The organism is Streptomyces sp. NPDC102283 (assembly GCF_044766265.1).
GTDB lineage: Bacteria > Actinomycetota > Actinomycetes > Streptomycetales > Streptomycetaceae > Streptomyces.
This window is the reverse complement of the sequence record NZ_JBIWLQ010000001.1, coordinates 594,626-620,781: the sequence shown is the minus strand read 5'-3', so window position 1 is coordinate 620,781 and position 26,156 is coordinate 594,626. Positions and strand designations below refer to the sequence as shown.

The window sequence follows — 26,156 nt, the reverse complement described above, 5'->3', positions numbered from 1 at the left end:
GGGGGCGGGGGGGGCGCTGGTGCGGGGGGCCTCCCCCCCCGCCGCCCCCGGGGCCTGGCGCCCCCCCGACGCTGGGGGTGCCCAACCCGCGCGGTGGGGCGCACACCCTGGATCAGGGTGTGCGCCCCACTGGCATGTACGGGTGGCGCCGGTGGCCCGGCGCGCGGGCCGGAGTGACCCGGCAGCCTCTCAGCCGCCGAGCGGGATCCCGTTGGCGGTGAGGCCCTTGGTGGGCAGTCCGCCGAGCAGACCGGCGACCGGGGCGGCCGCGTCGGTGGCGTCGCCGCCGAGGACCTTGCCGACGGTCTCCTGGACCGGCGCGTTCTGGGCCGACTTGGCGACGGTGTCGAGCGCCATCGTCGAGACGGGGAGCACCCCGGCCGCGGCCTCCAGCGGCAGCGCGGGGGCGGCGGAGGCGCTGCCGGCGGCGGCAGCGGCGAAAGCGGCGCCGAGAGCGGCGACACCGAGAGTCTTGGCAGCAGACTTCTTCATGGAGAATTCATCCTTGGGGAAGGGGATGTGAGCGGCTCTGCAAGCTAGCCACCCCGCCGCCCCTATCGCAAACGTCCCGACACGCGGAAAAGGGCCGGGATTTCACTTCCCGGCCCTTTCACCTGTTGGGACCCTCAGCCCGCCGAAACTGCGGAACCGCTGGTCACAGAGGTCTGACGGAAGAGCCACTCGGACTTCAGCTCCGCGTATCCGGGCTTGACGACGTCGTTGATCATGGCGAGACGTTCGTCGAAAGGAATGAAAGCTGATTTCATCGCATTGACTGTGAACCACTGCATGTCGTCGAGCGTGTATCCGAAGGCCTCGGTCAGCCGCTCGAATTCCCCGGTCATGCTCGTGCCGCTCATCAGCCGGTTGTCCGTGTTCACGGTGATCCGGAAGTGCAGTTTGCGCAGCAGTCCGATCGGGTGCTCGGCGTACGAGGCGGCCGCACCGGTCTGGAGGTTGGAGGTCGGGCACATCTCCAGCGGGATGCGCTTGTCCCGTACGTAGGAGGCGAGGCGGCCGAGGGTGACCGAGCCGTCCTCGGCGACCTCGATGTCGTCGATGATCCGCACCCCGTGGCCGAGGCGGTCGGCGCCGCACCACTGGAGGGCCTGCCAGATCGACGGCAGGCCGAAGGCCTCGCCCGCGTGGATCGTGAAGTGGTTGTTCTCACGCTTGAGGTACTCGAACGCGTCGAGGTGGCGGGTGGGCGGGAATCCGGCCTCGGCGCCCGCGATGTCGAAACCGACGACGCCCTGGTCGCGGTAGCTGTTGGCGAGTTCGGCGATCTCCAGCGCGCGGGCGGCGTGCCGCATCGCGGTGAGGAGGGCGCCGACGCGGATGCGGTGGCCGCCCGCGCGAGCGATGCGCTCGCCCTCACGGAAGCCCTCGTTGACGGCCTCGACGACCTCTTCGAGGGTCAGGCCGCCCTCCAGGTGCTGCTCGGGGGCGTAGCGGATCTCGGCGTAGACGACGCCGTCCTGGGCGAGGTCCTCGGCACACTCGGCGGCCACCCGGAACAGGGCGTCACGGGTCTGCATGACGGCGCAGGTGTGGGCGAACGTCTCCAGGTAGCGCTCCAGCGAACCGGAGTCGGCGGCCTCGCGGAACCAGATGCCGAGCTTGTCGGCCTCGGTCTCGGGGAGGGAGTCGTATCCCTGCGCGCGGGCCAGCTCGACGATGGTGCCCGGCCGCAGGCCGCCGTCGAGGTGGTCGTGGAGCAGCACCTTGGGGGCGCGCAGGATCTGGTCGGAATCAGGGACATTCGGGGTCTGGCTCGTCATCTTGGCACTCTAGCGCCTACGCGCGTAGAGCGCCTGGTGTCGATGCGTAACAGTGACCGCGAAGTCGGGTGGAGTACACCTCTCCTTCTGACACTGTTCTGTCATGGGACAGCGCGCACTCCCCCTGTCTGACCCCAGGCTGGGAAGGGCCGTTCAGACGGCCGGAGGAACGGACGAGGTCAGCGGCGTGGTGCTGTTGCTTCCTGACGGTCGGGCCGACTCGCTCCGTCGCCCCTCCACCCTGTCGTACGCGGCACAGCTGCCGTTCGCCCGTTCCCTGGCCCGCGCCGGGGTGGGCGACGGGCTCGCGGTGCACGTGCTGCGCTACCGCTGCCGGGGCTGGAACGCGGACGACGCGCATCCCGCCGAGGACGCCGCGTGGGCGGCCGACGAGGTGCAGCGCCGGTACGGCGACGTACCGGTCTGCCTGGCCGGCCACGGGATGGGCGGGCGGGCCGCGCTGCGGGCCGCCGGGCACGGCGCGGTCACCTCCGTCCTGGCGATGGCCCCGTGGCTGCCGGAGCAGGCGTCGGCCGAACCGGAGCCGGTGAAGCAACTGGCGGGACGGCGGGTGCTGATCGTGCACGGCACCAACGACGAGCGCACCGATCCGGAGCTGTCCTACCGGCTGGCCGAGCGGGCGAAGAAGTCCAACCGGGACACCTGTCGCTTCGAGGTCCACTCCGACGGACACGCGTTGCGTCAGCACCGGTCCGAAGTGGTGGCGCTGGCCGCCGACTTCGTGCGCGGCTCGCTCTTCGCCCGGTCCTACGCCCGTCCGGTCGCGGACGCGCTCGCCGCTCCGCCGCCGCTGGGGCTGCGGATGCCGTTGGCCGCCGGGTTCGGCCGGTCGCTGCGGCACTGAACGCCCACCCCGCCGGGTGCCCGCTCAGTCCGGCAGCAGATGGCCCCGGCGCGAGAGCAGGAAGCGCTTGAAGGCGGCGACCGGCGGGGTGTCGGGGTGCCCGTCCAGCCAGGCGACCCCGATCTCGCGGGCGGCGCGCGGTGCGGTGACCGTCAGCTCGACGACGCCGGGGCGGGCGACCGCGGGCGGTGGCAGCAGGGCCACCCCGAGCCCGGCGGCGACCAGTCCGCGCAGGGTCTCCGCCTCCTCGCCCTCGAAGGCGACCCGGGGCGTGAAGCCCGCCTCGGCGCACAGGTCGTCGGTGATCCGGCGCAGCCCGTAACCGGGCTCCAGGGTGACGAACGTTTCGTCGGCGGCCTCCGCGAGCCGGATGCGGCGGCGGGAGGCGAGGCGGTGGTCGTCGGGGACCACGAGGCGCAGCCGCTGTTCGTCGAGGCGGCGGGCGACCAGGTCGGGGGCGTCGGGCACGGGTGAGGTGAGGCAGAGGTCGAGGCCGCCCGCGCGCAGTCGTTCGATCATCGCCTCGCCGTAGTTCTGCACGAGCTGGAAGCGGACCCTGGGGTGGTCGACCCGGAAGGCGCGGATCAGGGCGGGCACGGTCTCCGAGCCCATGGTGTGCAGGAAGCCGAAGGAGACCCGGCCCGCCGTCGGGTCGGCGTCCGCCCGGACCGAGTCGGCGGCCTTCTCCACCTCGGCCAGGGCCCGTTCCGCCGAGCCGAGGAAGGTGCGGCCCGCCGGGGTGAGCGAGACGGTGCGGCCCCTGCGGGCGAACAGGGCGACGCCCAGGTCGGCTTCGAGCCGGACCATGGCCCGCGAGAGCGTGGACTGCGGGACGCCCAGTTCCTGTGCGGCGCGGGTCACATGCTCGTGCCGGGCGACCGCCTCGAAGTACGCGAGGCGAGGCGCGAGCACGGCGCGGATGTCTTCTTCGTAACTGCTCGGTGACAGCCACGGCCCTGAGCTGCGTTCATGCGCCATGGGATTGATTATCGCAGTTCTGTGCATTGGACGCATGAAACGTCCCGCTCTACTTTCGACGTATGCCTCCCGCCAGTACCGGGGCATCCACCATCGTCGTGGATGCCTCTGCCCCGCAGTCCCCCGTCACCACCACCGCCGAGCCCGCAGCCGCCCATGAGCGTCTGGAGCCCGGCCGCCCCGGCTACCGCCGGATGAGCCTCGCCCTCTTCGCCGCCGGTGTCGCGGCCTTCGCGCTCCTCTACTCCACGCAGGCACTGCTGCCCGCGCTCTCCGCGTCGTTCGACGCGAGTGCCGGACAGGCGAGCTGGACGGTCTCGGCGGCGACCGGGGCGCTGGCCCTGTTCGTACTGCCGCTGAGCGCGCTCTCGGAGCGGTTCGGGCGGCGGCAGATGATGACGGCGTCGCTGGCGATCGCGGTGCTGGTCGGACTGCTGGTGCCCTTCGCCCCGTCGATGGGCGCGCTGATCGCGCTGCGCGCCGTCCAGGGTGCGGCGCTCGCCGGACTTCCGGCCTCGGCGATGGCGTATCTCGCGGAGGAGGTGCGGCCCAAGGCGCTGATCGCCGCGATCGGACTGTTCGTCGCGGGCAACAGCATCGGCGGCATGAGCGGGCGCATCCTCACCGGGTGGGTCGCCCAGGCCTGGGGCTGGCGGGCCGCGCTGGCGGCGGTCGGGCTGCTCGCGCTGGCGTGCGCCGTCGCGTTCCACTTCCTCATCCCGAAGGCCCGGAACTTCCGTCCCGGTTCGCTGAACCCGAAGGCCCTCGCGAAGACCGTCGCCACGCATCTGGCGGACCCGCTGCTGGTCCGGCTGTACGCGATCGGCGCGCTGTTCATGACGGTGTTCGGCGCGGTCTACACGGTGATCGGCTACCGGCTGGTCGAGGAGCCGTTCAGCCTGCCGCAGGGCGTCATCGGCTCGATCTTCCTGGTCTACCTGGTCGGCACGGTCTCCTCGGCCGCCGCCGGACGCCTGGTGGCCCGCCTCGGCCGCCGGGGCGCGCTCTATCTGGCGGTCTCCACCACGGCCGCCGGGCTGCTGCTCTCGCTGGCCGACCGGCTGGCCGCTGTGCTGCTGGGCCTGGTGCTGATCACGGCCGGCTTCTTCGCCGGGCACGCGGTCGCCTCGTCGTCGGTGAGCCGCACCGCGACGACGGGCCGGGCGCAGGCCTCGGCGCTCTACCAGTCGGCGTACTACCTGGGCTCCAGCGCGGGCGGCACGCTGGGCGCGGTCGCCTTCCACGCCGGGGGCTGGGCGGCGACGGTGGCGCTGGGGCTGCTCGCGGTCCTCGGGGTCGTCTCGATCACCCTGTACGGGACCCGGGTGGCGCGTGCGGAGCGGCGGGCGCTCGTCCCCGCGGCCCGCTGAACCGCCCGAGCGGCGAGCGCGGGTCCGGGCGGCACGCGCTGCCCGGACCCGCGCCATTCGTCGGACCGTCAGGCCCTCAGCGGGCCATCAGCGTGCCATCAGGGCGAAGACCCCCCAGCCGAGGTACTCCCGGTGGTAGCGCGCGTAGCCGGTCCCGGTGACCCCGTGGTCACGGGCCCAGGTGCAGAGCATCTCGCCCGATCCGCCGACGAGGTCGAGCACCCGCGTACCGGGCGCCAGGCGCAGCGCCCGGCCGAGATCGGCGAGCTTGCCCGGGGTGAACGGGTTGTGGATGCGGTGGCTGCTTTCGCGGAGGGTGAAGACGCGGGGAAGATCCACGAGCGGTGTTCCTTACGTTCGATGAGGTCATGGCAGCTACGGGGGACGGCCGGCCGGAGTCGGCCGCCGTTGCTCGGACCGTCATCGAGAACACCTCGTCGTGAGCGCGTGGAGCTGGAACCCGGTGACCGTAGGGCTTTCCGGTCGGCCGCTCCACCGGTTTTCCCGGCTCGTCGCACGGGAGCGCGGGAGGCCCTGCCGGACCGGGACCGTGACCGGGTCGCGCCGGACCGGGACGCAACCGAGACATACCGGCGCGCAACCACCGCACCTCTTCGCACGTCTACCAGGCGTAACCAACAAAGCACTTTGGGCGAAGGGGAGTTGGCGCGCATGGGAGTCACGGCGAAGATATCCGGAAGACCTCTGCGACGAGGGGTGGCACTGTCCGTCGCCGGACTGGTGGCCGCTCCGGCGCTGGTCCTGGGCACCGGCACCGCCGCCCACGCGGCGTCCTGCACCACGTCGGTGGGACCGCACCAGAAGCAGGTCGAGAAGTTTCTGAAGCGGCCCGTGGACGGCAAGCAGTCGGCGGCCGACTGCAAGGCGATCCAGAAGTTCCAGAAGAAGCACGGGATCACCCCCACCATCGGCTACGCCGGCCCGCTGACCTGGCGCACGATGAACACGATGCTCGCCCAGAAGGCGGCCGGGAAGAACCCCAACAAGGCGAAGAAGTGCCCCACCAACAAGGGACGCATCGCCTGTGTCGACCTGACGCGGCAGCTGAGCTGGATCCAGGACGGCAAGAAGCTCACCTACGGACCGGTGCCGGTGCGGACCGGCCGGAACGGCGTCGAGACCCGGACCGGGTCCAAGAAGGTCTACTGGCGCAACATCAAGCACTGGTCGACCATCTACAAGGTCTGGATGCCGTACTCCCAGTTCTTCGACGGCGGCCAGGCGTTCCACTCGGTCACCAAGTCCATGTACAACCCCCCGGGCTCCGGCGGCTGCGTCAACATGCGCCCCGCCGACGCGAAGGCATACTGGAAACTGCTGAAGAACGGCGACGACGTGTACGTGTACGGGCGCAAGCCCGGGACCTGAGCGACACGCTCGGTACAGGCGGGACACCCGGAGGGGCGCCGGGCGGACCGTGGCCGCTGCCACGGCCGCCGGGCACCCCTTGTCCTCTTTCCGCCCCCGACTGTCAGTGGCCTGCGGTAGCTTCCGACGTACCGGGTGACGGATGCCACAGCGCGGCTGCGCGCGACAGGGGTGGAGCGATGAGCGATCTGACCACGACGACGGCCACAGGAGCGGCGGCGGACGGCGGGGGCGACGCCTCCGGGATCGACAGCCGCCTGGAAGGGCACCGGATCGAGCTGACGGGATACTGCTACCGGATGCTCGGCTCCGCCTTCGAGGCCGAGGACGCGGTGCAGGACACCCTGGTCCGGGCCTGGCGCAACTTCGACAAGTTCGAGGGCCGATCCTCGCTGCGCTCCTGGCTCTACCGGATCGCCACCAACGTCTGCCTGGACATGCTGAACGCGGGCAACAAGCGGGCCCGCCCGGTCGACCTGACGGGCCCGACACCGCTCGCCCAGGCAGCGCTCAGCCCCCGCCCGGAGAACGTCTGGCTGGAGCCGATGCCCGACGGCCGGATCCTGCCCTCGGTCCAGGATCCGGCGGAGGCGGCCGTGGCGCGCGAGTCGGTGCGGCTCGCGTTCGTCGCCGCTCTCCAGCACCTGCCGCCCAAGCAGCGCGCCGTGCTGATCCTGCGCGAGGTCCTCGCCTGGAAGGCCGCGGAGGTGGCCGAGCTGCTGGAGACCTCCGTCGCCTCGGTCAACAGCGCCCTCCAGCGGGCCCGCGCCACGCTGACCGAGACGGAGGGCCGGGCGGGCGATGCGGCGGACCCCCTCGACGAGGAGCAGCAGAAACTCCTGGAGCGCTATGTGAAGGCGTTCGAGGGATATGACATGGCCGCCCTGACCGCGCTGCTCCACGAGGACGCGGTGATGACGATGCCGCCGTTCGACCTGTGGCTCCGGGGCACCGGGGACATCACGGGGTTCATGACCTCCATCGGCGCGGCGTGCGCGGGCTCCAGGCTGGTGCCCGTCGCGGCCAACGGCTCCCCCGGCTTCGCGCACTACAAGCCCGCCGAGGACGGGGACGGGTTCGTGCCGTGGGCGGTCCAGGTCATCGACATCCAGGACGGGGCGATCACCGGCATGCACTGCTTCCTGGACGTCCCGCGCTGGTTCCCGCTGTTCGGCCTGCCGGACCGGCTCCCGGCCGACGCGTAGGAGTCACCGGCCGGGCCCGGCACCCCGAGGCGCGCGAACGGGGCGCCGGGCCCGGCATCGGTACGGGCCCGGCGTCAGCGCGGGCCCGGCACCCACTCCTCCGGGCCCTCCTCCAGGGTCACCACATCGGCCAGCCCCACCAGGTCCAGCAGTGACCGGAGTTCGGGGGGCACACGGCGCAGCCGCAGCGTGCGTCCGGACCGGCGGGCGACAAGCCCCAACCGGGCCACCGCCTCCACCAGGGTGAGATCGGGCCGGATCACGCCGCCCACATCGCAGTCCACGGCCGCGCCCGGGGCGAGGGCGGCTCCGCGGGGTTCGGCGAGAGCACGCTCCAGCTCGGCGCAGAGGTCGGGTACGGCGGCACGGCTGACCCGGCCGGTCACAGTCAGGGCGATCGGATTCTCGGCATCCACACCAGGCAGACCTGACCGGCGGGCGAAATTCATCGGCCCCCGCCGCACGACCCCCGCCACGGAGGGGCCGTTTTGCGACAACTGTGAATCCCCTGCACCTCTTCCGTGAACCAACTCTCCCAGTATTCACTCTAGTTCGATGAACCGACGGGCCGCAGTCGTCGTTCCTGCGTCTCTGCGGACCGACGGACCGAGAAGCCATCGAGTTCTCCAGGGGGAGAGTTGCGCAGACACGTGAGAAACGCGTGCATACCGGCGGTCGCCGTTGCCGTGGCCGTGGCACTGGCGGCGGGCATGACCTCGTCCGCCGTCGCCCAGCCGGATCCGAGGGGGGCGTCCGGCGCCCAGGACCGTGACCAGCAGAGGGAGCTGCGTCAGCTGACCCTCGTCACCGGCGACCGGGTCACCGTCGACGCCCAGGGCAAGCCGGTCGCCTTCCGGCCCGCGAAGGGCCGGGAGAACATCCCGGTGCAGCGGATGAGCGACGAGGGGCACACGCTCGTCGTCCCGGCCGACGCCCACCGGCTGGTCGTCTCCGGCAAGCTCGACCGGCGGCTGTTCGACGTCACCGAGCTGAGCCGCCCGGAGAACCTCCGGGCGCAGCGGGACGGCCTGAAGCTGATCGTCGGCTACCGGGGCAAGCAGGCCGCCTCCGCGAAGGCACAGGTCCGCGACGCGGGCTCCACCGAGGTGGGCCGGAGCCTGACGTCGCTGAACGCCGAGTCGGTGACCACGCCGACCGCCGACGCGCCGGCCATCTGGAAGGCGCTCACCGACCGGCGGGCGGACGGTGAGCGGGTCACCACCGCGGCCGGCATCGACCGGGTCTGGCTGGACGGGGTGCGCCGGGCGAGTCTCGACAAGAGCGTCCCGCAGATCGGCGCCCCGGCGGCGTGGAAGGCCGGGTTCACCGGCAAGGGCGTCAAGATCGCGGTCCTGGACACCGGGACGGACGCCACCCACCCCGACCTCAAGGGCCAGATCCTCGCGGAGAAGAACTTCAGCGCCGCCAAGGACACCAAGGACCGGGTGGGCCACGGCACGCACGTCGCCTCGATCGCGGCGGGCACCGGCGCCAAGTCGGGCGGGAAGTTCAAGGGCGTGGCCCCGGACGCCAAGCTGCTCGCGGGCAAGGTGCTCGACGACGACGGCTACGGCGATGACTCCGGCATCCTGGCCGGAATGGAGTGGGCGGTCGCCCAGGGCGCCGACATCGTCAACCTGAGCCTCGGCGGGACGGACACCCCGGAGGTGGACCCGCTGGAGGCCGCGGTCGACAAGCTGTCGGCCGAGAAGGGCGTCCTGTTCGCGATCGCCGCGGGCAACGAGGGGTCCGGCGCGGGCACGGTGGGCTCACCGGGCAGCGCGGACGCCGCGCTGACCGTGGGCGCGGTCGACGACCAGGACAAGCTGGCGGGCTTCTCCAGCCGCGGCCCGCGGGTCGGGGACGGGGCGGTCAAGCCCGACGTGACGGCCCCCGGCGTGGACACCACGGCGGCGATCCCGTCCGGCTCGCTGATCGCGAAGGAGGTGGGCGAGAACCCCGCCGGCTACGCGACGATCTCGGGTACGTCGATGGCCACCCCGCATGTCGCGGGCGCGGCCGCCCTCCTCAAGCAGCAGCACCCCGACTGGGCGTACACCGAGCTGAAGGGCGCGCTGACCGCGTCCACGAAGCCCGGCGCGTACAACCCGTTCCAGCAGGGCTCCGGCCGGATCGCGGTGGACCGGGCGATCGCCCAGACCGTCGTCGCCGACCCGGTCTCGGTGAGCTTCGGGGTGCAGCAGTGGCCCCACACCGACGACGAGCCGGCCACCGAGAAGGTCACGTACCGCAACCTCGGCACGAGCGACGTCACCCTCGATCTGAAGGTGACGGGCACCGGCCCGGCGGGCAAGCCCGCTCCGGCCGGCTTCTTCACGCTCGGCGCGGACCGGGTCACCGTCCCGGCGGGCGGCACGGCGGAGGTGGCGCTGACCGCCGACACCCGGCTCGGCGGCACCACCGACGGCACGTACTCCGCGTATCTGGTGGCCACCGGCGGCGGGCAGACCGTGCGCACGGCCGCCGCGGTCGAGCGTGAGGTGGAGAGCTACGAGCTCACGGTCAAGCACCTCGGGCGGGACGGCCGTCCGGCGGCCTACGCGGACAGCACGCTCTTCCGCTTCGGTACGGAGTCCGGCGACCCGTTCCTGAACCCGCGTGTCGTCGACGGCACCGCGAAGATCCGGGTGCCCAAGGGCACGTACGTGGTCAACTCCACGGTCTACGACGACCCGGACGACGTCACCAAGGGCGCCGACTGGATCGTGCAGCCCAAGGTCGCGATCACCAAGAACACCTCGCTGACGTTCGACGCCCGCAAGGCGAAGCCGGTGAACGTCACGGTGCCGGACGCGAAGGCGAAGGGCGAGCTGTTCGCACCGGACTACGTGGTGGAGTCGGGAGAGGACGCGGTCTCCTTCGGCTGGCTGACGGATTCGCCGGCCGGCATCCGCACGCTCCACGTCGGCCCGCAGATCACCGACGGTTCCCTCGCCCAGCACTGGGCGGGCACCTGGAGCAAGGGCGCCTCGACCGAGTACGACATCGCGGTCGGCGGCACGGTCAAGCAGCTCGCCACCGGCTACAACCGGAAGTTCACCACGGCGCAGCTGGCCAAGGTGAAGATCGCCATGGGCTCGGCCGCGCCGAAGAAGAAGGGTTCGATCACCGCCTTCCCCTTCCTGCCCACACAGGGCGGCGGCTGGGTGACCTCGATCGACCAGAAGCTGCCCGGCACTCGCACGATGTACGTCTCCACCGCGGACAAGGTGAGCTGGAGCTTCGACTTCGACCAGCAGGGCCCGGCCGACGCGAGCGGCTGGCCGACGTACGAGGCCAACTACCAGGCGGCCAAGGACGCGACGTACAAGGCGGGCAAGACGTACACGAAGTCCGTGAACACCGCGGTCTTCGGCCCGCTGGTGAACAAGGACTACGGCATCGTCCGTGAGGGCAACGAGATCACCGGCACCCTCCCGCTGCTGGCCGACGGCCAGGGCAACGCGGGCGGGATGCTGTTCTCGTCGGCCAAGACCGTGCTGTACCGCAACGGCAAGAAGCTCGGCCAGAACGGCGACCCGCTGGGCGGCGGCGAGCCCTTCCGGGTCCCGGCGGGCTCGGCCGACTACAAGCTGACGACCACGGTCAAGCACAGCGCGAAGATCAACCCGCTCTCCACCCGGGTGGACGCGGCCTGGACGTTCCGCTCGAAGAAGACCGCGTTCACGATGCTGCCCGTCTCCACCGTCCGGTTCACCCCGGTCGTGGGCACGGACGGCCGGGTCAAGGCGGGCAAGACCGTCTCGGTGCCCGTGAAGGTCCACGGCGCGGCCGCGGGCAAGAACCTGAAGTCGCTGAAGACGTACGTCAGTTACAACGGCGGCAAGACCTGGAAGAAGGTCACCGTCAAGAAGGGGAAGATCGCCGTCAAGAACCCGGCGAAGGGCAAGGCCATCTCGTTCGCCGCCAAGGTCTCCGACAAGAAGGGCAACACCTCGTCGGTGACGATCTACAGCGCGTACTTCGGCAAGTGACCCGATACGTCCGGTAGTTCACGCTCGCATGACGACGGCCCGTCGCACGGATCCTCTCCGTGCGGCGGGCCGTCCGCATGTCAGCTGATGGGGAGGACGCCCGTGTCCAGGACCAGCCCGAACGGATCGGGGAGGGTCAGCTTCCGTCCGTACTCGACCGTTTCCAGCACGCGGTACGTACCGCCCTCGGGATCGCCGTACAGCGTCGCGGTCGGACGGCCGGAGTGCCAGGGGTCGAGGAGCAGGAACAGCTCCACCCCGGCCTTGGCGTAGCCGTTCACCTTGCTGACGCGGTCGTGGTTGGCGTCGGCGCGGGAGGTGATCTCGACGACGAGCAGGGCCTCGGAGGCGGGCACGGTGTGACCGGGCCCGACAAGCAGCGCTCGGTCCATGACCACGAGGTCGGGAATGTAGATGCCGCCCCGCCCGGGCAGCGAGAGGCCGAGGGTCTGGTAGACACCCCAGCGCTCCGGGATGACGGTGAAGAGCCTGCGCTGGAGCAGCTCAGCGGTGGTGTTGTGGTCCTTGGACGGCGGCGGCGACACGGTGACGATCTCCTCGATGATCTCCACCTTGCAGCCCTCGGGCGCGTCCGTCTCCTCCCAGATCCGGACCAGGTCGTCCCAGTCCTGGCCGGGGCCCGGAACGGGCTCGACGGTGAGTGCGCTCATGGCGGTCTCCTCTATCGGTACGTCACCGAGTCCAGCATGCCGAACGGGACCGGTGGCAGTCCACCGATCCCGTTCACCCATATGGGGAAACCGCAGGTCAGGCGATACGTTCCCGCACCACCGGCAGCGGCGAGAACGACGTGCCGGCCGGGGCGATGTCGTACGCCTCCGGCAGCGCCTTCAGCGCGTAGTCGAACTTCTCGGGGGTGTCCGTGTGCAGCGTCATCAGGGGCTGGCCCTCGGTGACGGTGTCGCCGGGCTTCGCGTGCAGCTCGACGCCCGCGCCCGCCTGCACCGGGTCCTCCTTGCGGGCCCGGCCCGCGCCGAGGCGCCAGGCGGCGACGCCGACGTCGTAGGCGTCCAGGCGGGTCAGGACGCCGGAGGCGGGGGCGGTGACCACGTGCTGCTCGCGGGAGGTGGGGAGCTCGGCGTCCGGGTCGCCGCCCTGGGCGGAGATCATCCGGCGCCAGACGTCCATCGCGGAGCCGTCGGCGAGTGCCTTCTCCGGGTCGGCGTCCTTGAGGCCCGCCGCGTCCAGCATCTCGCGGGCGAGGGCGAGGGTGAGGTCGACGACGTCCCTCGGGCCGCCGCCGGCCAGCACCTCGACCGACTCGCGGACCTCCAGGGCATTGCCCGCGGTGAGGCCGAGCGGGGTGGACATGTCGGTGAGCAGCGCGACCGTGCGCACACCGCTGTCGGTGCCGAGCGCGACCATGGTGGAGGCCAGTTCGCGGGCGTCCTCGATGGTCTTCATGAAGGCGCCCGAGCCGACCTTGACGTCCAGGACGAGCGCCCCGGTGCCCTCGGCGATCTTCTTGGACATGATGGAGCTGGCGATCAGCGGGATCGCCTCGACGGTGCCGGTGACGTCGCGCAGCGCGTACAGCTTCTTGTCGGCGGGGGCGAGACCGTCCCCGGCCGCGCAGATGACCGCGCCGGTGGTGTCGAGGACGTGTCGCATCTGCGCGTTGGAGATGTGGGCCCGCCAGCCGGGGATGGACTCCAGCTTGTCCAGGGTGCCGCCGGTGTGGCCGAGACCCCGGCCGCTCAGCTGCGGCACGGCCGCGCCGCAGGCGGCGACCAGCGGGGCGAGCGGCAGGGTGATCTTGTCGCCGACGCCGCCGGTGGAGTGCTTGTCCGTGGTGGGGCGGGACAGCGCGTCGAAGCTCATCCGCTCGCCGGAGGCGATCATCGCGGCGGTCCAGCGGGCGATCTCGGCGCGGTTCATCCCGTTGAGCAGGATCGCCATGGCCAGGGCGGACATCTGCTCGTCGGCGACCTCGCCGCGGGTGTAGGCGTCGATGACCCAGTCGATCTGCTCGGGGGTCAGCTCGCCTCGGTCCCGCTTGGTGCGGATGACGGAGATGGGGTCCATGGGAATCCTTCCGGCCGGGTGCGTACGCAAGAGTCCGAAGTGACTCTACGCGCATAGAGAGGGGGAAGAGCGGTGGCCCTTCCGTGAAGGGGAAGGGCCACCGCCGAGAAGTGCGGGGTTCAGCCGAGGTGCTGCGGGCCGAACGACTGGGGCAGCATCTCGTCCAGTGTCCGACGCCCGTCGGGCGTCTCCAGGAGCAGCTCCGGGCCGCCGAACTCGTACAGCAGCTGCCGGCACCTGCCGCACGGCACCAGGATCGCCCCGGTGCCGTCCACGCAGGTGAAGTGGGTCAGCCGGCCGCCGCCGGTGGCCTGGAGCGTGGAGACCAGACCGCACTCGGCGCAGAGCGAGAGGCCGTAGCTGGCGTTCTCCACGTTGCAGCCGGTGATCGTGCGGCCGTCGTCCACCCGGGCGGCGACACCGACCGGGAAGCCCGAGTAGGGGGCGTACGCCCGGGACATGGCGTCCCGGGCCGCGGCCCGCAGGGCCTCCCAGTCGGCCTCGCCGAACGCCTCGGCGGGCGGGCCTCCGGCGGCGGGCGGCGTCACTTGCCCTCGCCCTTGCGGTACGGCACGCCGTCCGCCTTGGGCATCCGCAGCCGTTGCGCGGAGAGCGAGAGGACCAGCAGCGTCGTGACGTACGGGGCGGCGTCGACGAACTGGCTCGGCACCTGGTCGGTCAGGAGGTACCAGGTGAACAGCAGCGCCGAGACGGCCGCCGAGATCACCGCGGCGACGTACTTCTTCCGGTACAGCTGCCAGAACACCGCGATGACCAGCAGGATCGCCAGCAGGAGCAGCATCGCGTGGACGTTCTCCGCGCCGCCGCGCAGCTTGAGGCTGTCGGTGAAGCCGAAGAGCCCGGCGCCCAGCGCCATACCGCCCGGCATCCAGTTGCCGAAGATCATCGCGGCGAGGCCGATGTAGCCGCGGCCGCCGGTCTGGCCCTCCTGGTAGATGCCGGTGGCGACGATCGCGAGGAACGCGCCGCCCAGGCCCGCCAGACCGCCGGAGATGGTGACGGCGATGTACTTGTACTTGTAGACATTGACGCCGAGGGTCTCGGCGGCCACCGGGGACTCGCCGCAGGAGCGCAGCCGCAGGCCGAACGGCGTGCGCCACAGGATCCACCAGGTGGCGGGGATCAGCAGCAGGGCGACGACGGTCAGCAGGGAGAGCCCGGTGACCAGGCCGCCGAGGATGCCCGCGATGTCGGAGATCAGGAACCAGTGCTGCTGTTGCAGGTCCTGCAACCAGTCCGAGAGCCCTGGGATGGTGATCTTGTCGATCGGATCGATGCGCGGGGACTGCTTGGAGGAGCCGCCCTGGATGCCGTCGAAGGCGAAGTTGGAGAGGTAGCGGGTGACGCCGACGGCGAGGATGTTGATCGCCACACCGGAGACGATGTGGTTCACGCCGAAGGTGACCGTGATGACCGCGTGCAGCAGGCCGCCGAGGCAGCCGCCGAGGATGCCGAAGAGGACGCCCACCCACGGGCCCCACTGGAACCCGGCCCAGGCGCCGAACCAGGTGCCCAGGACCATCATGCCTTCGAGGCCGATGTTGACGACGCCCGCGCGCTCGGCCCACAGGCCGCCGAGCCCGGCGAGGCCGATCGGGACGGCGAGCTCCAGGGCGCCGGCGACCTGGCCGACCGAGGTGACGTCGTTGGCGCCGCTGATGAGGCGTACCAGCGAGACCAGGGCGAGCGCGCCCGCGATGATCAGGAGGACGACGGGCAGGGTGAGCTTGCGGCGGCCGCCCTTCGGCGGGGCGGGGCGTGCGGCGGTGACTTTGCTCGTGCTCACAGGGCCGCCTCCTTCTCGGTCTTGATGGCATGGCCGGCGGCGAGCTCCTCGCCGACCTTCTGCTGCTGGCGGCGGATGCCGTACCGGCGGACCAGCTCGTAGGAGACGACGACCGAGATCACGATCAGGCCCTGCATGATCGTGGCGATCTCCTTCTCGTACCCGTACTGGTCGAGCGAGGCCGACGACTTGTCCAGGAAGGCGATCAGCAGGGCGCTGAAGGCGATGCCGAGCGGGTTGTTGCGGCCCAGCAGCGCGATGGTGATGCCGGTGAAGCCGATGCCGGTGGGGAAGTCGAGGCTGTAGGTGTGGGTGTCGCCGAGCAGGGTCGGCATGCCGGCCAGGCCCGCGACCGCGCCGGAGATCAGCATCGAGGTGAGGATCATCTTCTTGGCGTCCACACCGGACGCCTGGGCGGCGCTCTCGCTGGCGCCGGTGGCGCGCAGGTCGAAGCCGAACCGGGTGCGGTTCAGCACGAACCAGTACAGGAGGCCGCAGCCCGCGGCGACGAACGTGAAGCCGTAGATCTCCCCGGCCTGGTCGCCCATCGGCAGCCCCGGGAACCAGCCGGACTCGGGGATCTCACCGGTGGTCAGGTTGTTGGAGCCGGCGGGCTGCTCGCCGAAGTTCTTCGGCAGGATCAGCCAGGCGACCAGGGCGGTGGCGATCGAGTTGAGCATGATCGTCGAGACGACCTCGCTCACCCCGCGGGTGGTCTTGAGGAAGCCCGCGATGCCCGCCCAGAACGCGCCGACCAGCATCGCGACGATCACGATCAGCGCGATGTGCAGCGGCCCCGGCAGGCTGACGCTCGCGCCGACCAGCGCGGCCATCATCGCGGCGAGGCGGTACTGCCCGTCGACGCCGATGTTGAAGAGGTTCATCCGGAAGCCGACGGCCACGGCGAGTGCGGCGAGGTAGTACGTACCGGCCTGGTTGACGATCAGGACCTGTACGTCGACGTAACTCGCCGACTCGAACATGATCCGGTACGGCTCGAAGGGGTTCCGGCCGGAGGCGAGCAGCACCACGGTCGTCAGCGCGAGGGCGACGACCAGGGCGAGCACCGGGCCGGCGAAGCCCAGGATCAGCCGGTCCTTGTCGAGTTTCTTCATCGGGCCTCGTCCTCCGGGCTTTCGAGGTGACCGGTGGCGGCGCCGGTCATGGCCGAGCCCAGTTCCTCCGGGGTGATGGTGGCCGGGTCGGCGTCGGCGACCAGTCGGCCGCGGTACATGACGCGCAGGGTGTCGGAGAGCCCGATCAGCTCGTCCAGGTCGGCCGAGATCAGCAGGACGGCCAGCCCTTCGCGGCGGGCCTCGCGGATCTGGTCCCAGATCTGCGCCTGCGCGCCGACGTCCACGCCACGGGTGGGGTGGGCGGCGATCAGGAGCTTGGGCGCGTGGCTCATCTCGCGGCCGACGATCAGCTTCTGCTGGTTGCCGCCGGAGAGGGAGGCCGCGGTGACCTCGATGCCGGGGGTGCGCACGTCGTACTCGCGCACGATCCGCTCGGTGTCGGCGCGGGCCGCCTTGTTGTCCAGCAGCCAGCCGCGGCTGTTGGGCTTCTCGGTGACGTGGCCGAGGATGCGGTTCTCCCACAGCGGGGCGTCCAGCAGGACGCCGTGGCGGTGGCGGTCCTCGGGGATGTACCCGATGCCGGCCTCGCGCCGCTTGCGGGTGGGGACCTGCGAGATGTCGTCCTGGTCGAGGGTGATCACCCCGCCGTCCGGGATGCGCATGCCGATCAGCGCTTCGATCAGCTCGGTCTGCCCGTTGCCCTCGACCCCGGCGATGCCGAGGACCTCGCCCTGGTGGATGGTGAGGTCGATGCCGGCGAGCACGTCGCGGACGGTGCCGTCGGGGTCGGTGACCGTGAGCGCCAGGTCCCGCACGCGCAGCATCGGCACATCGGTGACGGTGGACTCGCGGGTCTCCGGCGAGGGCAGCTCGCTGCCGACCATCAGCTCGGCGAGCTGCTTGGTCGTGGTGGACGCCGGGTCGGCGGTGCCCACGGTCGTGCCCCGGCGGATCACGGTGATGTCGTCGGCGACGGAGAGCACCTCGCCGAGCTTGTGCGAGATGAAGATGACGGTCAGGCCCTCGGCCTTGAGCTCGCGGAGGTTGGCGAAGAGCGCGTCGACCTCCTGCGGGACGAGGACCGCGGTCGGCTCGTCCAGGATCAGGATGCGGGCGCCCCGGTAGAGCACCTTGAGGATCTCCACGCGCTGCCGGTCGGCGACCCCGAGGTCCTCCACGAGCGCGTCGGGCCGGATGCCGAGCCCGTACGCGTCGGAGATCTCCTTGATCTTCTTCCGGGCGCCGGAGCCGATGCCGTACAGCTTCTCGCCGCCGAGGACGACGTTCTCCAGGACGGTGAAGTTGTCGGCGAGCATGAAGTGCTGGTGCACCATGCCGATGCCCCGCTCGATGGCGTCGCCCGGATTGGAGAACGAGACCTGCTCGCCGTTGATCGCGATGGTGCCCTCGTCCGGCTTCTGCATGCCGTAGAGGATCTTCATCAGGGTGGACTTGCCGGCGCCGTTCTCACCGACGAGGGCATGGACCGTGCCCTTGCCGATCGTGATGTCGATGTCGTGGTTGGCGACGACGCCGGGGAAGCGCTTGGTGATGCCGTGCAGTTCTACGGCAGGGGGACTGCTGGACGCGTTGATGACGCACTCTCCTTGGCCGGACAGGAGCGGGGGCGGAGGGGCTGGGGGTGTCGGGGACCCCCTGGGGGGCGGGGTGAAGTTATCGCGCCGGAGGGCTGTCTACACGCGTAGCGCTGCCGAATCGTGAAACACAGGTGCACGTCACGGTCCGGACGCGGGGTCCGGCCGGATGGGAGAGCACTGCGAGAGGCGGATCTTCTTCGGGTGGGGCGGGGCGAGCTCGGGGGTGCCTCGGGACGTTCGCGTTCCGCGGCGGGAGACCTGTCCGTCCGGCGGGAATGGGCCCGCGGCCCTGCCCGTCCACCGGCCGGCGTGCGGCACGGGGACGGACAGGGCCTTGGGGAAACCAGCTGTACGGCAGGAGGCTTCGAGCTGCCTACGGAGCGGTCTTGACGGTGATCTTGCCGTCGATGATCTCCTGCTTGGCCTTGTCGACAGCCGCGATGACATCGGTCATCTCGGCGAACGCCGGGTTGGACATCGACAGGCCGACGCCGTCCTTGTCCAGGCCGTAGCGGATCTCACCGGTGGTCGGCTTGCCGTCCTGGACCGACTTGATCAGGTTGAACACCGAGTCCTCGACGTCCTTGGTGACCGAGGTCAGGATGGACTCCTTGTAGGCCGCGAGGCCCTTCTGCTTGTACTGGTCGGAGTCGACGCCGATGTTCCACTTGCCGGCCTTGGAGGCGGCCTCGATGGCACCGGAACCGGCCAGACCGGCGGCCGAGTAGATCACGTCGGCCTTCTTGTCGAGCTGGCCCTGGGCCGCGGCCTTGCCGAGGTCGGGCTTGGAGAAGCCGTCGAAGTTCGGCGGCTGCGTCAGGTACTGCGGGAGGACCTTGACCGCGGGGTCGGTGTCCTTGGCGCCCTGGATGAAGCCCGCCTCGAACTTCTTGATCAGCGGCGTCTCGACACCGCCGATGAAGCCGATCGTCTTCGTCTTGGTGACCTTGGCGGCGGCGACGCCGGCGAGGTAGGAGCCCTGCTCCTCGTTGAAGACGATGTTGGCGATGTTGTCGCCGGTCACCGAGGCGTCGTCGATGATGCCGAAGGTGGTCTTCGGGAACTTCGGCGCGACCTTCTTGATGGCGGGCGCGTAGGCGAAGCCGACGCCGATCACCGGGTTGTTGCCGGAGCGGGCCAGCTCGGTGAGGCGCTGGACCTTGTCCGCGTCGCCCTCACCGTCGGAGGGCTCGGCCTCGCTGCCCTTGACGTCGAGTTCCTTCTCCGCCTTGGCGAGTCCGGCGTAGGCGGCGTCGTTGAACGACTGGTCGCCGCGGCCGCCGATGTCGTACGCGATGGCGGCCTTTTCGCCGCCCGAGTCGGAACCGGCGTCCGACGACGATTTTCCGCCACAGGCGGTGACACTGAGAGCAAGCGCCGCGGACGCAATGCCCACGGTGGTGATCCTGGTGATCCGGCGCAAGGGAAGGCTCCTTCAAACCTGACCGAAGCGCCTCTTCCGGCGCTGGTTTCGCGGCGATCGTAACGCGCGTAGATGTCAGATAAGAGCACGTACGGAAGCCGTTATCGGATCGTCGTGAACAGAAGGCCTCCCGCAGGTCCACGAACGGCCCGCGAAGACCGTGTCAACGCTCCGCTAACGGTTCCCGTCGAACAGTGCCGCGGCGGTGAACAGCTCGACCCCCACGGTGACGGCTTCCTCGTCCACGTCGAAGTCGCCGCGGTGCAGGTCGAGCCCGCGCGTGTCGCCCGGGGTCCGGACGCCGAGGCGGGCCATCGCGCCGGGGACCCGTTCCAGGTACCAGGAGAAGTCCTCGCCGCCCAGGCTCTGCTCGGTGTCCTCGATCGCGTACGATCCGCGGCGCTCGGTCATCGCGGCGTCCAGCAGGCCGATGGACTCGGCGTCGTTCACCACGGGCGGCACACCGCGCACGTAGTTGATGACGGTCTTGGCCCGATGCATTCCGGCCACCTCGTCGATGGCGGTGTGCACCAGGTCGGGGGCCGCGCGCCAGGCGTCCAGGTCCAGGCAGCGGACGGTGCCGGACAGCTCGGCGTGCTGCGGGATGACATTGGGGGCGTGCCCGGTCTCCAGCCGCCCCCAGGTCAGCGCGAGCCCGGAGCGGGCGTCGACCCGGCGGGCGAGCAGCGCGGGCACGTCGAGGGCGATCCGGGCGGCGGCGGTCACCAGGTCGGTGGTCAGGTGCGGCCGGGCGGTGTGCCCGCCGGGCCCGTCGAGCGTGACCTCCAGCCGGTCGCAGGCCGAGGTGATGGCCCCGATCCGCAGCCCGATCCGCCCGACGTCCACCTTCGGGTCGCAGTGCACGCCGATGATCCGCCCGACGCCCTCCAGCACCCCGGACTCGATGGCGTCGACCGCGCCCCCGGGCAGGACCTCCTCGGCGGGCTGGAAGATCAGCCGCACGGCGTGGGGCAGCAGCCCCTCCCGGTCGAGATCGGCGAGCACGAGCCCCGCGCCGAGCACGGTGGTGGTGTGCACGTCGTGCCCGCAGGCGTGCGCCCGGTCGGGGACGGTGGACCGGTAGGGCACGCCCGCCTTGGTGTCCGGGATCGGCAGCGCGTCGATGTCCGCCCGCAACGCCAGCATGGGCGTCACCCCGTCCCACTCCCCCACGTCGCACATGACCCCGGTCCCCACGGCGAGGACCTTCGGCTTCAGCCCGGCCTTCTCCAGCCGGTCCTTGATGGCCGCGGTGGTGCGGAACTCCTGGTTGCCCAGCTCGGGATGCATGTGCAGATCCCGGCGGAAGGCGATCAGCTCGGCACGGAGTTCGTCGGAGAGCCTGCCGGGCAGCGCACCTCCCCCGGACTGGCCGGCCGGGTGGTGGGGGCGGGAGGCGCGGGACTTCAACTGGTTCACCTTAGGAAGCGTAGGCCCCTTGCCCCCTCAACTGGCCACAGATCAACAAAACTTCAGCCGCACAGGCGAACAAAGTTCACGTGAGGACGTGTGGAAGCGGACAGTTCCGGGTATGCCCGTCTGCTTTGGGTCGAACACTCCGAGGCAAGCAGACGGAGGCAGACGGGAGCAGTGGTGTGTCCGGTCACACATCCGCCACATCTGTATCTTGCTCCCCACCGACTCATACGATGAACGATCGTCGACAGGTGACGCACACTCCTGTGCACTCCACCCGTCGCCTACGTGTCGACGCATGCGGCGAGAGGCCCGGCGTCCGGGCCCCGGAGTGTGTGCTGTGTCGAAAGTGTCCCGCCGTGTCGCCCTGGGGACCATCGGGGTCGGAGCCATAGCGGTGGCCGGCTACCAACTGCGGGGCGAGGCGGAGTCGTTGCCGAGACGCCCCGCAGCGAGTACGGGGAAGAACCCCGTCTCCCGCGAGAACCGCTCCGCGGGTTCCCAGGAGTGGCGCGTCGGGCAGGGGGGCACCCAGGCCGCCGACGACAAGGACATACAGATACAGGGGTACGCCTCGGCCACTTCGGTGGGCCACGGCGAGTCGATCGGCTTTCACCTGTCGGCGCACCGCGCGCAGGAATGCACCGTGGCGATCTACCGGGTGGGCCACTACGGCGGTGACGGCGCCCGGCACCTGCTGACCAGCGACCCGGTCCGGGTGGAGCCCCAGGAGCGGCCGGTTCCCGATCCGGACACCGGGCTCATAGCCTGCGACTGGCCGGTGGCCTGGACCCTGGACGTTCCGGAAGCCTGGATATCGGGGATCTACCTGGCCGTCTTCACCTCGGGCAACGGCTTCCGGAGCCACACGCCGTTCGTCGTGCGCGACACCGAGCGCCGGTCCGACCTGCTGATGGTGGTGCCCTTCACCACCTACCAGGCGTACAACATCTGGCCCTTCGACGGGCGCACCGGCAAGAACCTGTACAAGGGCCACACCCCCGCGGGCGAGATCGGCGGCAACGAGGAGCGGGCCTTCCGGGTCTCCTTCGACAGGCCGTACGTGAACACCGGAGCGCCCCGGTGGTTCGAGATGGACACCGCCACGGCCCGGTGGGCCGAGGAGGCCGGGTACGACATCACCTACGCGAGCAGCGTGGACCTCCACGAGGGGAGGATCGACCCGGGCGCCTACACGGCGGTCGTCTTCTCCGGGCACGACGAGTACTGGTCCAAGGAGATGCGCGACTGCGCCGAGGACGCGGTGGCGGCCGGGACCCACCTCGCCTTCCTGGCCTCGAACAACATCTACTTCCACATCCGCGTGGAGCCCTCCGCCGACGGCCGCGAGGGCCGGGTGGTCACGTGCTACAAGGAGGCTCCGGACCCGGAACCGGGTACGGCGGGCCCCACCGTGCGCTGGCGCAAGCTGGCCAAGAAGCGGCGGAAGGCCGAACAGGGCCTGCTGGGCGTGCAGTACAACGGCATCCTCGCGGAGCCCGCACCGCTCGTGGTCAAGGCGAGCGACCACTGGTTCTGGAAGGGGACCGGACTGCGGGACGGTGACGCCATCCCGGATCTGGTGGGGGTGGAGGCCGACGGGTTCGATCCCACGATGCCCCGCCCGGCGGACAGCGAGCAGACACTCCTGGCTGCCTCCCCGTACAAGGACAGCTGGGGCCGCGGCCGCCGTGAGCAGAACACCAGCCTGTGCGAGAACGCCGAGGGAACGCTCGTCTTCGTCGCGGGGACGTTCCACTGGCCGCTCGCGCTGAACGAGCCCGACCACCTCAACCCCCTGGTCCAGAGGGCCACCCGGAACCTGGTGGAGAAGATGCTGGAGCCGCGCGGCTGAGGGCTGTCCCGCGATTCCCGGCGGGCGCGCGGCCCGTCGGCTGCTCCAGGCCCCCGGGGGCTCCGTCCGCCGTCCGCGGCGGGGGCTCGTCCCTACGCGTGGGCCGTCGACGACAGCCTCTGCACCCCCCGTGCCGTCTCCGTGACCCCGCTCAGGAAGCCCTGGGCGCGGGGCGAGGCCGTGGCGCGGAGCCATTCCGGGGCGATGTCGCAGACCGCGACGTTCACGCCCGTGCCGGCCAGGGCCAGCGGGAGGGTGTGGACGACCGTGGAGGGGAAGCTGACGATCGTGCGGCCGATGGGGCCGCGGCGGGCGATGAGCTCCAGGGGGAGGTCCGGGCGGACGATCTCCAGGCCGGTGGCGGCTTCCAGGGCGTGGAGTTTCTCGGCGGACTCGCGGCGGTGGGCGAAGTAGCGGGTGGCGCCGTGGGCGCGGGCCAGGGCCGTGACCGCCTCCTGGTACGGGACGGGGTCGACGACGCCCGTCTCGACCAGGGAGGTGCCGACCAGGTCCGCGCCCTTGCCGATGCTGGGCGGGCCGAAGCGGGCGCGGGTCCAGGCGAAGGTGTTCGGGGTGACCGCGATGCCGGGCGGAGCCTCGACCGGCATCGCGGTGAACACCTGGACCGTGTGGTTCGCCGTCGGGGTGAAGCGGCGGCGGGCCGTCGCCGTCACCGGGGCCAGGACCAGTTCGCGCGGTCCGGTGCGGCCCCGGCGGTGCCAGCGGGTCAGGCGCTCGCCCCGGGCCAGCTGGGCGACGAACTCCATGGTGGCCGTGCCGTCGTCGACCACCGTGAGGTGATCGGCGCGGACCAGGGTCAGCAGGAGCTGCACATAGCGGGAGAACGGGTCGCCGATCACTATGTGGTCCGCGCGCCGGACCAGGCCGGCCAGGGCGCGCAGGGCCTTCAGGGGCGCGCCGGACTCGCCGCGCGCCTCCTGCCAGCGGACCGCGATGCCCTCGTCGCGGGCCAGCTCCGCCATCCGGCGCAGCTGACCGCGCGACATCGGGTCGACCGGGGGGAGGACGACGACCGTGGTGTCGGCCGGATCGTCTCCCCCCTGGGTGTGAACCCACTCCAGGACGTTCAGGAGCTGGACCGGGCTCTCGACGAAGGCGAGGTTCACCGGTCGGCGCTCAGACCGCGACCGGCTCGGGGGCCGCCGCGTTCTCGGTCTCGGCGACGACGCCCGCGACCCGGCGGAGCTTCTTCATCGGGCCGAGCTCGGACTCGTACACCTTCTTGACGCCGTCACCGAGGGAGGCCTCGATGGTGCGGATGTCGCGGACCAGGCGGGTCAGGCCCTGCGGCTCGACGGAGGCGGCCTGGTCGGAGCCCCACATGGCGCGGTCCAGGGTGATGTGGCGCTCGACGAACGTGGCGCCGAGCGCGACGGCCGCGAGGGTGGTCTGGAGGCCGGTCTCGTGGCCGGAGTAGCCGATCGGGACGTTCGGGAACTCCTGCTGGAGGGTGTTGATGACCCGCAGGTTCAGCTCCTCGGCCTTCGCCGGGTAGGTGGAAGTGGCGTGGCAGAGCAGGATGTTGTCGCTGCCGAGGACCTCGACCGCGTGGCGGATCTGCTTCGGGGTCGACATGCCGGTGGAGAGGATCACCGTGCGGCCGGTGGCGCGCAGGGCGCGCAGCAGCTCGTCGTCGGTGAGGGAGGCGGAGGCCACCTTGTGGGCGGGGACGTCGAACTTCTCCAGGAAGGCGACGGCCTCGGTGTCCCACGGGGAGGCGAACCAGTCGATGCCGCGCTTGGCGCAGTGCTCGGCGATGGCGGTGTACTCGGCCTCGCCGAACTCGACGCGGTGGCGGTAGTCGATGTACGTCATCCGGCCCCAGGGGGTGTCGCGCTCGATGTCCCACTGGTCGCGCGGGGTGCAGATCTCCGGGGTGCGCTTCTGGAACTTGACGGCGTCGCAGCCGGCTTCGGCCGCCGCGTCGATCAGCGCGATGGCGTTGTCGAGGTCGCCGTTGTGGTTGATGCCGATCTCGCCCGTGATGTAGACGGGGTTGCCGGGGCCGGCGGTGCGGGTGCCGAAGGTGCGCAGGCGGGAGGTGCTCATGGTGGTGCTTCCTTACGTGGTGGGGACAGCAGGGGTGTGGGTGGTGGTGAGGGTGGGGCCCAGCAGCCAGGCCGCGATCTCGCGGATGGCGCCGTAGCCGCCGGGGGTGGTCGTGACGGCGCGCGCCGCGGCGCGTACCGAGTCGTGGGCGCTCGCGACGGCGACGGGCCAGCCGGCCAGCGAGAAACAGGGCAGGTCGTTGACGTCGTTGCCGACGTAGAGGACCCGGTCGGGGGCGATGGACTGTTCGTCGCACCACCGCTTCAGCGCCTCGTCCTTGCGGTCGATGCCGTGCAGGACGGGGATCTTGAGCTTGCGGGCCCTGGCCGCGACGACCGGGTTCTGCTCGGTGGAGAGGATCAGCAGGGGCATCCCGGCCTTGCGCAGGGCGGCGATGCCGAGTCCGTCGCCCCGGTGCACGGCGACCGTCTCGCGGCCCTCGGAGTCGATCATGACCCGGTCGTCGGTCTGCGTGCCGTCGAAGTCCAGGACGACCGCGTCCACGTCCGCGAGGGAGGGCAGCGGGGAGGGGTCCAGGAGCGGGGCGAGCGCGCGGGCGCGGGCCAGGTCGTGCGGGTCGTCGATCTCCAGCACCCGCGCCGGGTCGGTGGGCACGAGGGCGGTGTGGCCGAAGAAGCGGTGGCGGTGGGTGCGGAAGCCCGCCGCGTCCATCGCGTAGGCGGCGCCGGTCTCCAGGTGGTCCTGGGGGCGGTCCTGGCGGCGGGGACGTACGGACTTGTCGTGGTTGACGCCGTACGTTCCCTCCTCGACCGCGTGCCCGTCGCGCCAGACGAAGCCGTGGAACGGGGCGACCGTGACGGCCGTGTCCGCGCCCTCGTGGGCCACCGCCCTGGCGACGCCGTCGATGTCCTCGCGGGAGACGAACGGGCTGGTGCACTGGACGAGGAGGACCACGTCGACGCTCTTGGCGCGCTCGGCCTCGTAGACGTCCATCGCGTGCAGCACGGCCGCTTCGCTGGTGGCGGTGTCGCCCGCGATGGCGGCGGGGCGCTCGACGACGTGCAGCCGGTGGGCGGCCCCGAGGTCGGCGGCGGCGGTGCGGGCGGCCTCGGCGATCGCCCCGTCGTCGGTGGTGACGGCGACGTCGGTGACCTCGGGGGCGGCGAGCGCGGCGCGGACGGCGCGGGCGACCAGGGGGATGCCGCCGACCTCGGCGAGGTTCTTGGCGGGGACGCCCTTGGATCCGCCGCGGGCGGGGATCACGGCGAGGACGGTCGGGGGCGGTTGCATCGTTGTCCCTGGGGTCATGGTGACTGCTCCT

The 26,156-nt window shown here is 71.1% G+C and carries 21 protein-coding genes and 1 pseudogene; 6 read left to right on the top strand and 16 right to left on the bottom strand.

The genetic code is table 11. The annotated features are described in order from the left end of the window. Window positions 1-189: 189 nt before the first annotated feature. Both ACIRJT_RS03015 and ACIRJT_RS03010 read right to left on the bottom strand, forming a co-directional pair. On the bottom strand, window positions 190-492 hold the full coding sequence (locus ACIRJT_RS03015) for a hypothetical protein (RefSeq protein WP_403903648.1): 303 nt from the start codon (window positions 490-492) through the stop codon (window positions 190-192). A 134-nt stretch (window positions 493-626) separates the two neighbouring features. Continuing rightward, a complete protein-coding gene (locus ACIRJT_RS03010; RefSeq protein WP_403903646.1) occupies window positions 627-1,781 on the bottom strand; it encodes an adenosine deaminase in 1,155 nt (384 codons plus the stop codon). Window positions 1,782-1,884: 103 nt separating this feature from the next. Here ACIRJT_RS03010 and ACIRJT_RS03005 point away from each other — a divergent pair, with 103 nt between their 5' ends. Further along, window positions 1,885-2,646, top strand: a complete 762-nt coding sequence (locus tag ACIRJT_RS03005; protein WP_403903643.1) for an alpha/beta hydrolase — start codon at window positions 1,885-1,887, stop codon at window positions 2,644-2,646. A 24-nt stretch (window positions 2,647-2,670) separates the two neighbouring features. Here ACIRJT_RS03005 and ACIRJT_RS03000 read toward each other — a convergent pair whose 3' ends face one another. After that, the gene (locus ACIRJT_RS03000; RefSeq protein WP_403903640.1) at window positions 2,671-3,624 is read right to left on the bottom strand and encodes a LysR family transcriptional regulator; all 954 of its coding nucleotides are present in this window, start codon (window positions 3,622-3,624) and stop codon (window positions 2,671-2,673) included. Between the two features lie 62 nt (window positions 3,625-3,686). Here ACIRJT_RS03000 and ACIRJT_RS02995 point away from each other — a divergent pair, with 62 nt between their 5' ends. Beyond that, window positions 3,687-4,994 (top strand): MFS transporter, encoded by a 1,308-nt coding sequence (locus tag ACIRJT_RS02995; RefSeq protein WP_403903638.1) that lies wholly within the window; start codon window positions 3,687-3,689, stop codon window positions 4,992-4,994. 147 nt (window positions 4,995-5,141) lie between these two features. Here the strand turns inward: ACIRJT_RS02995 and ACIRJT_RS02990 are convergent. Continuing rightward, window positions 5,142-5,333 (bottom strand): annotated as a pseudogene (locus tag ACIRJT_RS02990) (SAM-dependent methyltransferase); the annotation flags it as partial. Between the two features lie 333 nt (window positions 5,334-5,666). Here ACIRJT_RS02990 and ACIRJT_RS02985 point away from each other — a divergent pair. Both ACIRJT_RS02985 and ACIRJT_RS02980 read left to right on the top strand, forming a co-directional pair. Continuing rightward, the gene (locus ACIRJT_RS02985; protein ID WP_403903636.1) at window positions 5,667-6,383 is read left to right on the top strand and encodes a L,D-transpeptidase family protein; all 717 of its coding nucleotides are present in this window, start codon (window positions 5,667-5,669) and stop codon (window positions 6,381-6,383) included. Window positions 6,384-6,562: 179 nt separating this feature from the next. Next, window positions 6,563-7,588, top strand: a complete 1,026-nt coding sequence (locus tag ACIRJT_RS02980) for a sigma-70 family RNA polymerase sigma factor (protein ID WP_403903634.1) — start codon at window positions 6,563-6,565, stop codon at window positions 7,586-7,588. Window positions 7,589-7,662: 74 nt separating this feature from the next. On the opposite strand, the gene ACIRJT_RS02975 is transcribed toward ACIRJT_RS02980, so the two are convergent. After that, window positions 7,663-8,037: an STAS domain-containing protein gene (locus ACIRJT_RS02975; protein ID WP_403903632.1), complete on the bottom strand. Its 375-nt coding sequence runs from the start codon at window positions 8,035-8,037 to the stop codon at window positions 7,663-7,665. A gap of 261 nt (window positions 8,038-8,298) precedes the next feature. Between ACIRJT_RS02975 and ACIRJT_RS02970 the strand changes: the two genes are divergently transcribed. Beyond that, on the top strand, window positions 8,299-11,583 hold the full coding sequence (locus ACIRJT_RS02970; RefSeq protein ID WP_403904448.1) for a S8 family peptidase: 3,285 nt from the start codon (window positions 8,299-8,301) through the stop codon (window positions 11,581-11,583). A gap of 80 nt (window positions 11,584-11,663) precedes the next feature. On the opposite strand, the gene ACIRJT_RS02965 is transcribed toward ACIRJT_RS02970, so the two are convergent. The 8 genes from ACIRJT_RS02965 to ACIRJT_RS02930 form a co-directional block, all read right to left on the bottom strand. After that, the gene (locus ACIRJT_RS02965; RefSeq protein ID WP_403903630.1) at window positions 11,664-12,254 is read right to left on the bottom strand and encodes a Uma2 family endonuclease; all 591 of its coding nucleotides are present in this window, start codon (window positions 12,252-12,254) and stop codon (window positions 11,664-11,666) included. Between the two features lie 97 nt (window positions 12,255-12,351). Then, the gene (locus ACIRJT_RS02960; RefSeq protein ID WP_403903627.1) at window positions 12,352-13,629 is read right to left on the bottom strand and encodes a thymidine phosphorylase; all 1,278 of its coding nucleotides are present in this window, start codon (window positions 13,627-13,629) and stop codon (window positions 12,352-12,354) included. 119 nt (window positions 13,630-13,748) lie between these two features. Beyond that, window positions 13,749-14,177 (bottom strand): cytidine deaminase, encoded by a 429-nt coding sequence (locus ACIRJT_RS02955; protein WP_403903624.1) that lies wholly within the window; start codon window positions 14,175-14,177, stop codon window positions 13,749-13,751. Further along, window positions 14,174-15,436, bottom strand: coding sequence for an ABC transporter permease (locus ACIRJT_RS02950; RefSeq protein WP_403903621.1), 1,263 nt, complete (start codon window positions 15,434-15,436; stop codon window positions 14,174-14,176). The genes ACIRJT_RS02955 and ACIRJT_RS02950 overlap by 4 nt, the downstream gene beginning before the upstream one ends. Further along, a complete protein-coding gene (locus ACIRJT_RS02945; RefSeq protein WP_403903619.1) occupies window positions 15,433-16,551 on the bottom strand; it encodes an ABC transporter permease in 1,119 nt (372 codons plus the stop codon). Before ACIRJT_RS02945 ends, ACIRJT_RS02950 begins: the two co-directional genes overlap by 4 nt. Next, window positions 16,548-18,131, bottom strand: coding sequence for an ABC transporter ATP-binding protein (locus ACIRJT_RS02940; RefSeq protein ID WP_056702554.1), 1,584 nt, complete (start codon window positions 18,129-18,131; stop codon window positions 16,548-16,550). Before ACIRJT_RS02940 ends, ACIRJT_RS02945 begins: the two co-directional genes overlap by 4 nt. A gap of 352 nt (window positions 18,132-18,483) precedes the next feature. Further along, complete coding sequence (locus ACIRJT_RS02935; RefSeq protein ID WP_403903616.1) at window positions 18,484-19,533, bottom strand: BMP family protein; 1,050 nt, start codon at window positions 19,531-19,533, stop codon at window positions 18,484-18,486. Window positions 19,534-19,707: 174 nt separating this feature from the next. Continuing rightward, complete coding sequence (locus tag ACIRJT_RS02930; RefSeq protein ID WP_403904446.1) at window positions 19,708-20,943, bottom strand: amidohydrolase; 1,236 nt, start codon at window positions 20,941-20,943, stop codon at window positions 19,708-19,710. Window positions 20,944-21,298: 355 nt separating this feature from the next. Between ACIRJT_RS02930 and ACIRJT_RS02925 the strand changes: the two genes are divergently transcribed. Then, on the top strand, window positions 21,299-22,804 hold the full coding sequence (locus tag ACIRJT_RS02925) for a N,N-dimethylformamidase beta subunit family domain-containing protein (RefSeq protein ID WP_403903613.1): 1,506 nt from the start codon (window positions 21,299-21,301) through the stop codon (window positions 22,802-22,804). Window positions 22,805-22,896: 92 nt separating this feature from the next. On the opposite strand, the gene ACIRJT_RS02920 is transcribed toward ACIRJT_RS02925, so the two are convergent. From ACIRJT_RS02920 to ACIRJT_RS02910, 3 genes are read right to left on the bottom strand one after another with little or no spacing between them, the layout of a single operon-like run. After that, window positions 22,897-23,931: a hypothetical protein gene (locus tag ACIRJT_RS02920; RefSeq protein WP_403903610.1), complete on the bottom strand. Its 1,035-nt coding sequence runs from the start codon at window positions 23,929-23,931 to the stop codon at window positions 22,897-22,899. 10 nt (window positions 23,932-23,941) lie between these two features. Next, on the bottom strand, window positions 23,942-24,874 hold the full coding sequence (locus ACIRJT_RS02915) for an N-acetylneuraminate synthase family protein (RefSeq protein ID WP_265599740.1): 933 nt from the start codon (window positions 24,872-24,874) through the stop codon (window positions 23,942-23,944). Window positions 24,875-24,886: 12 nt separating this feature from the next. Beyond that, entirely contained in the window at window positions 24,887-26,125 is a 1,239-nt protein-coding gene (locus ACIRJT_RS02910) for a cytidylyltransferase domain-containing protein (protein ID WP_403904444.1), read from the bottom strand. Window positions 26,126-26,156 lie beyond the last annotated feature (31 nt).

Coding starts and splice junctions, on each gene's coding strand:
- ACIRJT_RS02965 (WP_403903630.1), bottom strand. CDS start 12,254: ATGAGCGCACTCACCGTCGAGCCCGTTCCGGGCCCCGGCCAGGACTGG.
- ACIRJT_RS02910 (WP_403904444.1), bottom strand. CDS start 26,125: ATGCAACCGCCCCCGACCGTCCTCGCCGTGATCCCCGCCCGCGGCGGA.
- ACIRJT_RS02975 (WP_403903632.1), bottom strand. CDS start 8,037: ATGAATTTCGCCCGCCGGTCAGGTCTGCCTGGTGTGGATGCCGAGAAT.
- ACIRJT_RS02945 (WP_403903619.1), bottom strand. CDS start 16,551: ATGAAGAAACTCGACAAGGACCGGCTGATCCTGGGCTTCGCCGGCCCG.
- ACIRJT_RS02985 (WP_403903636.1), top strand. CDS start 5,667: ATGGGAGTCACGGCGAAGATATCCGGAAGACCTCTGCGACGAGGGGTG.
- ACIRJT_RS02960 (WP_403903627.1), bottom strand. CDS start 13,629: ATGGACCCCATCTCCGTCATCCGCACCAAGCGGGACCGAGGCGAGCTG.
- ACIRJT_RS03000 (WP_403903640.1), bottom strand. CDS start 3,624: ATGGCGCATGAACGCAGCTCAGGGCCGTGGCTGTCACCGAGCAGTTAC.
- ACIRJT_RS02995 (WP_403903638.1), top strand. CDS start 3,687: ATGCCTCCCGCCAGTACCGGGGCATCCACCATCGTCGTGGATGCCTCT.
- ACIRJT_RS03005 (WP_403903643.1), top strand. CDS start 1,885: ATGGGACAGCGCGCACTCCCCCTGTCTGACCCCAGGCTGGGAAGGGCC.
- ACIRJT_RS03010 (WP_403903646.1), bottom strand. CDS start 1,781: ATGACGAGCCAGACCCCGAATGTCCCTGATTCCGACCAGATCCTGCGC.
- ACIRJT_RS02970 (WP_403904448.1), top strand. CDS start 8,299: ATGACCTCGTCCGCCGTCGCCCAGCCGGATCCGAGGGGGGCGTCCGGC.
- ACIRJT_RS03015 (WP_403903648.1), bottom strand. CDS start 492: ATGAAGAAGTCTGCTGCCAAGACTCTCGGTGTCGCCGCTCTCGGCGCC.
- ACIRJT_RS02915 (WP_265599740.1), bottom strand. CDS start 24,874: ATGAGCACCTCCCGCCTGCGCACCTTCGGCACCCGCACCGCCGGCCCC.
- ACIRJT_RS02980 (WP_403903634.1), top strand. CDS start 6,563: ATGAGCGATCTGACCACGACGACGGCCACAGGAGCGGCGGCGGACGGC.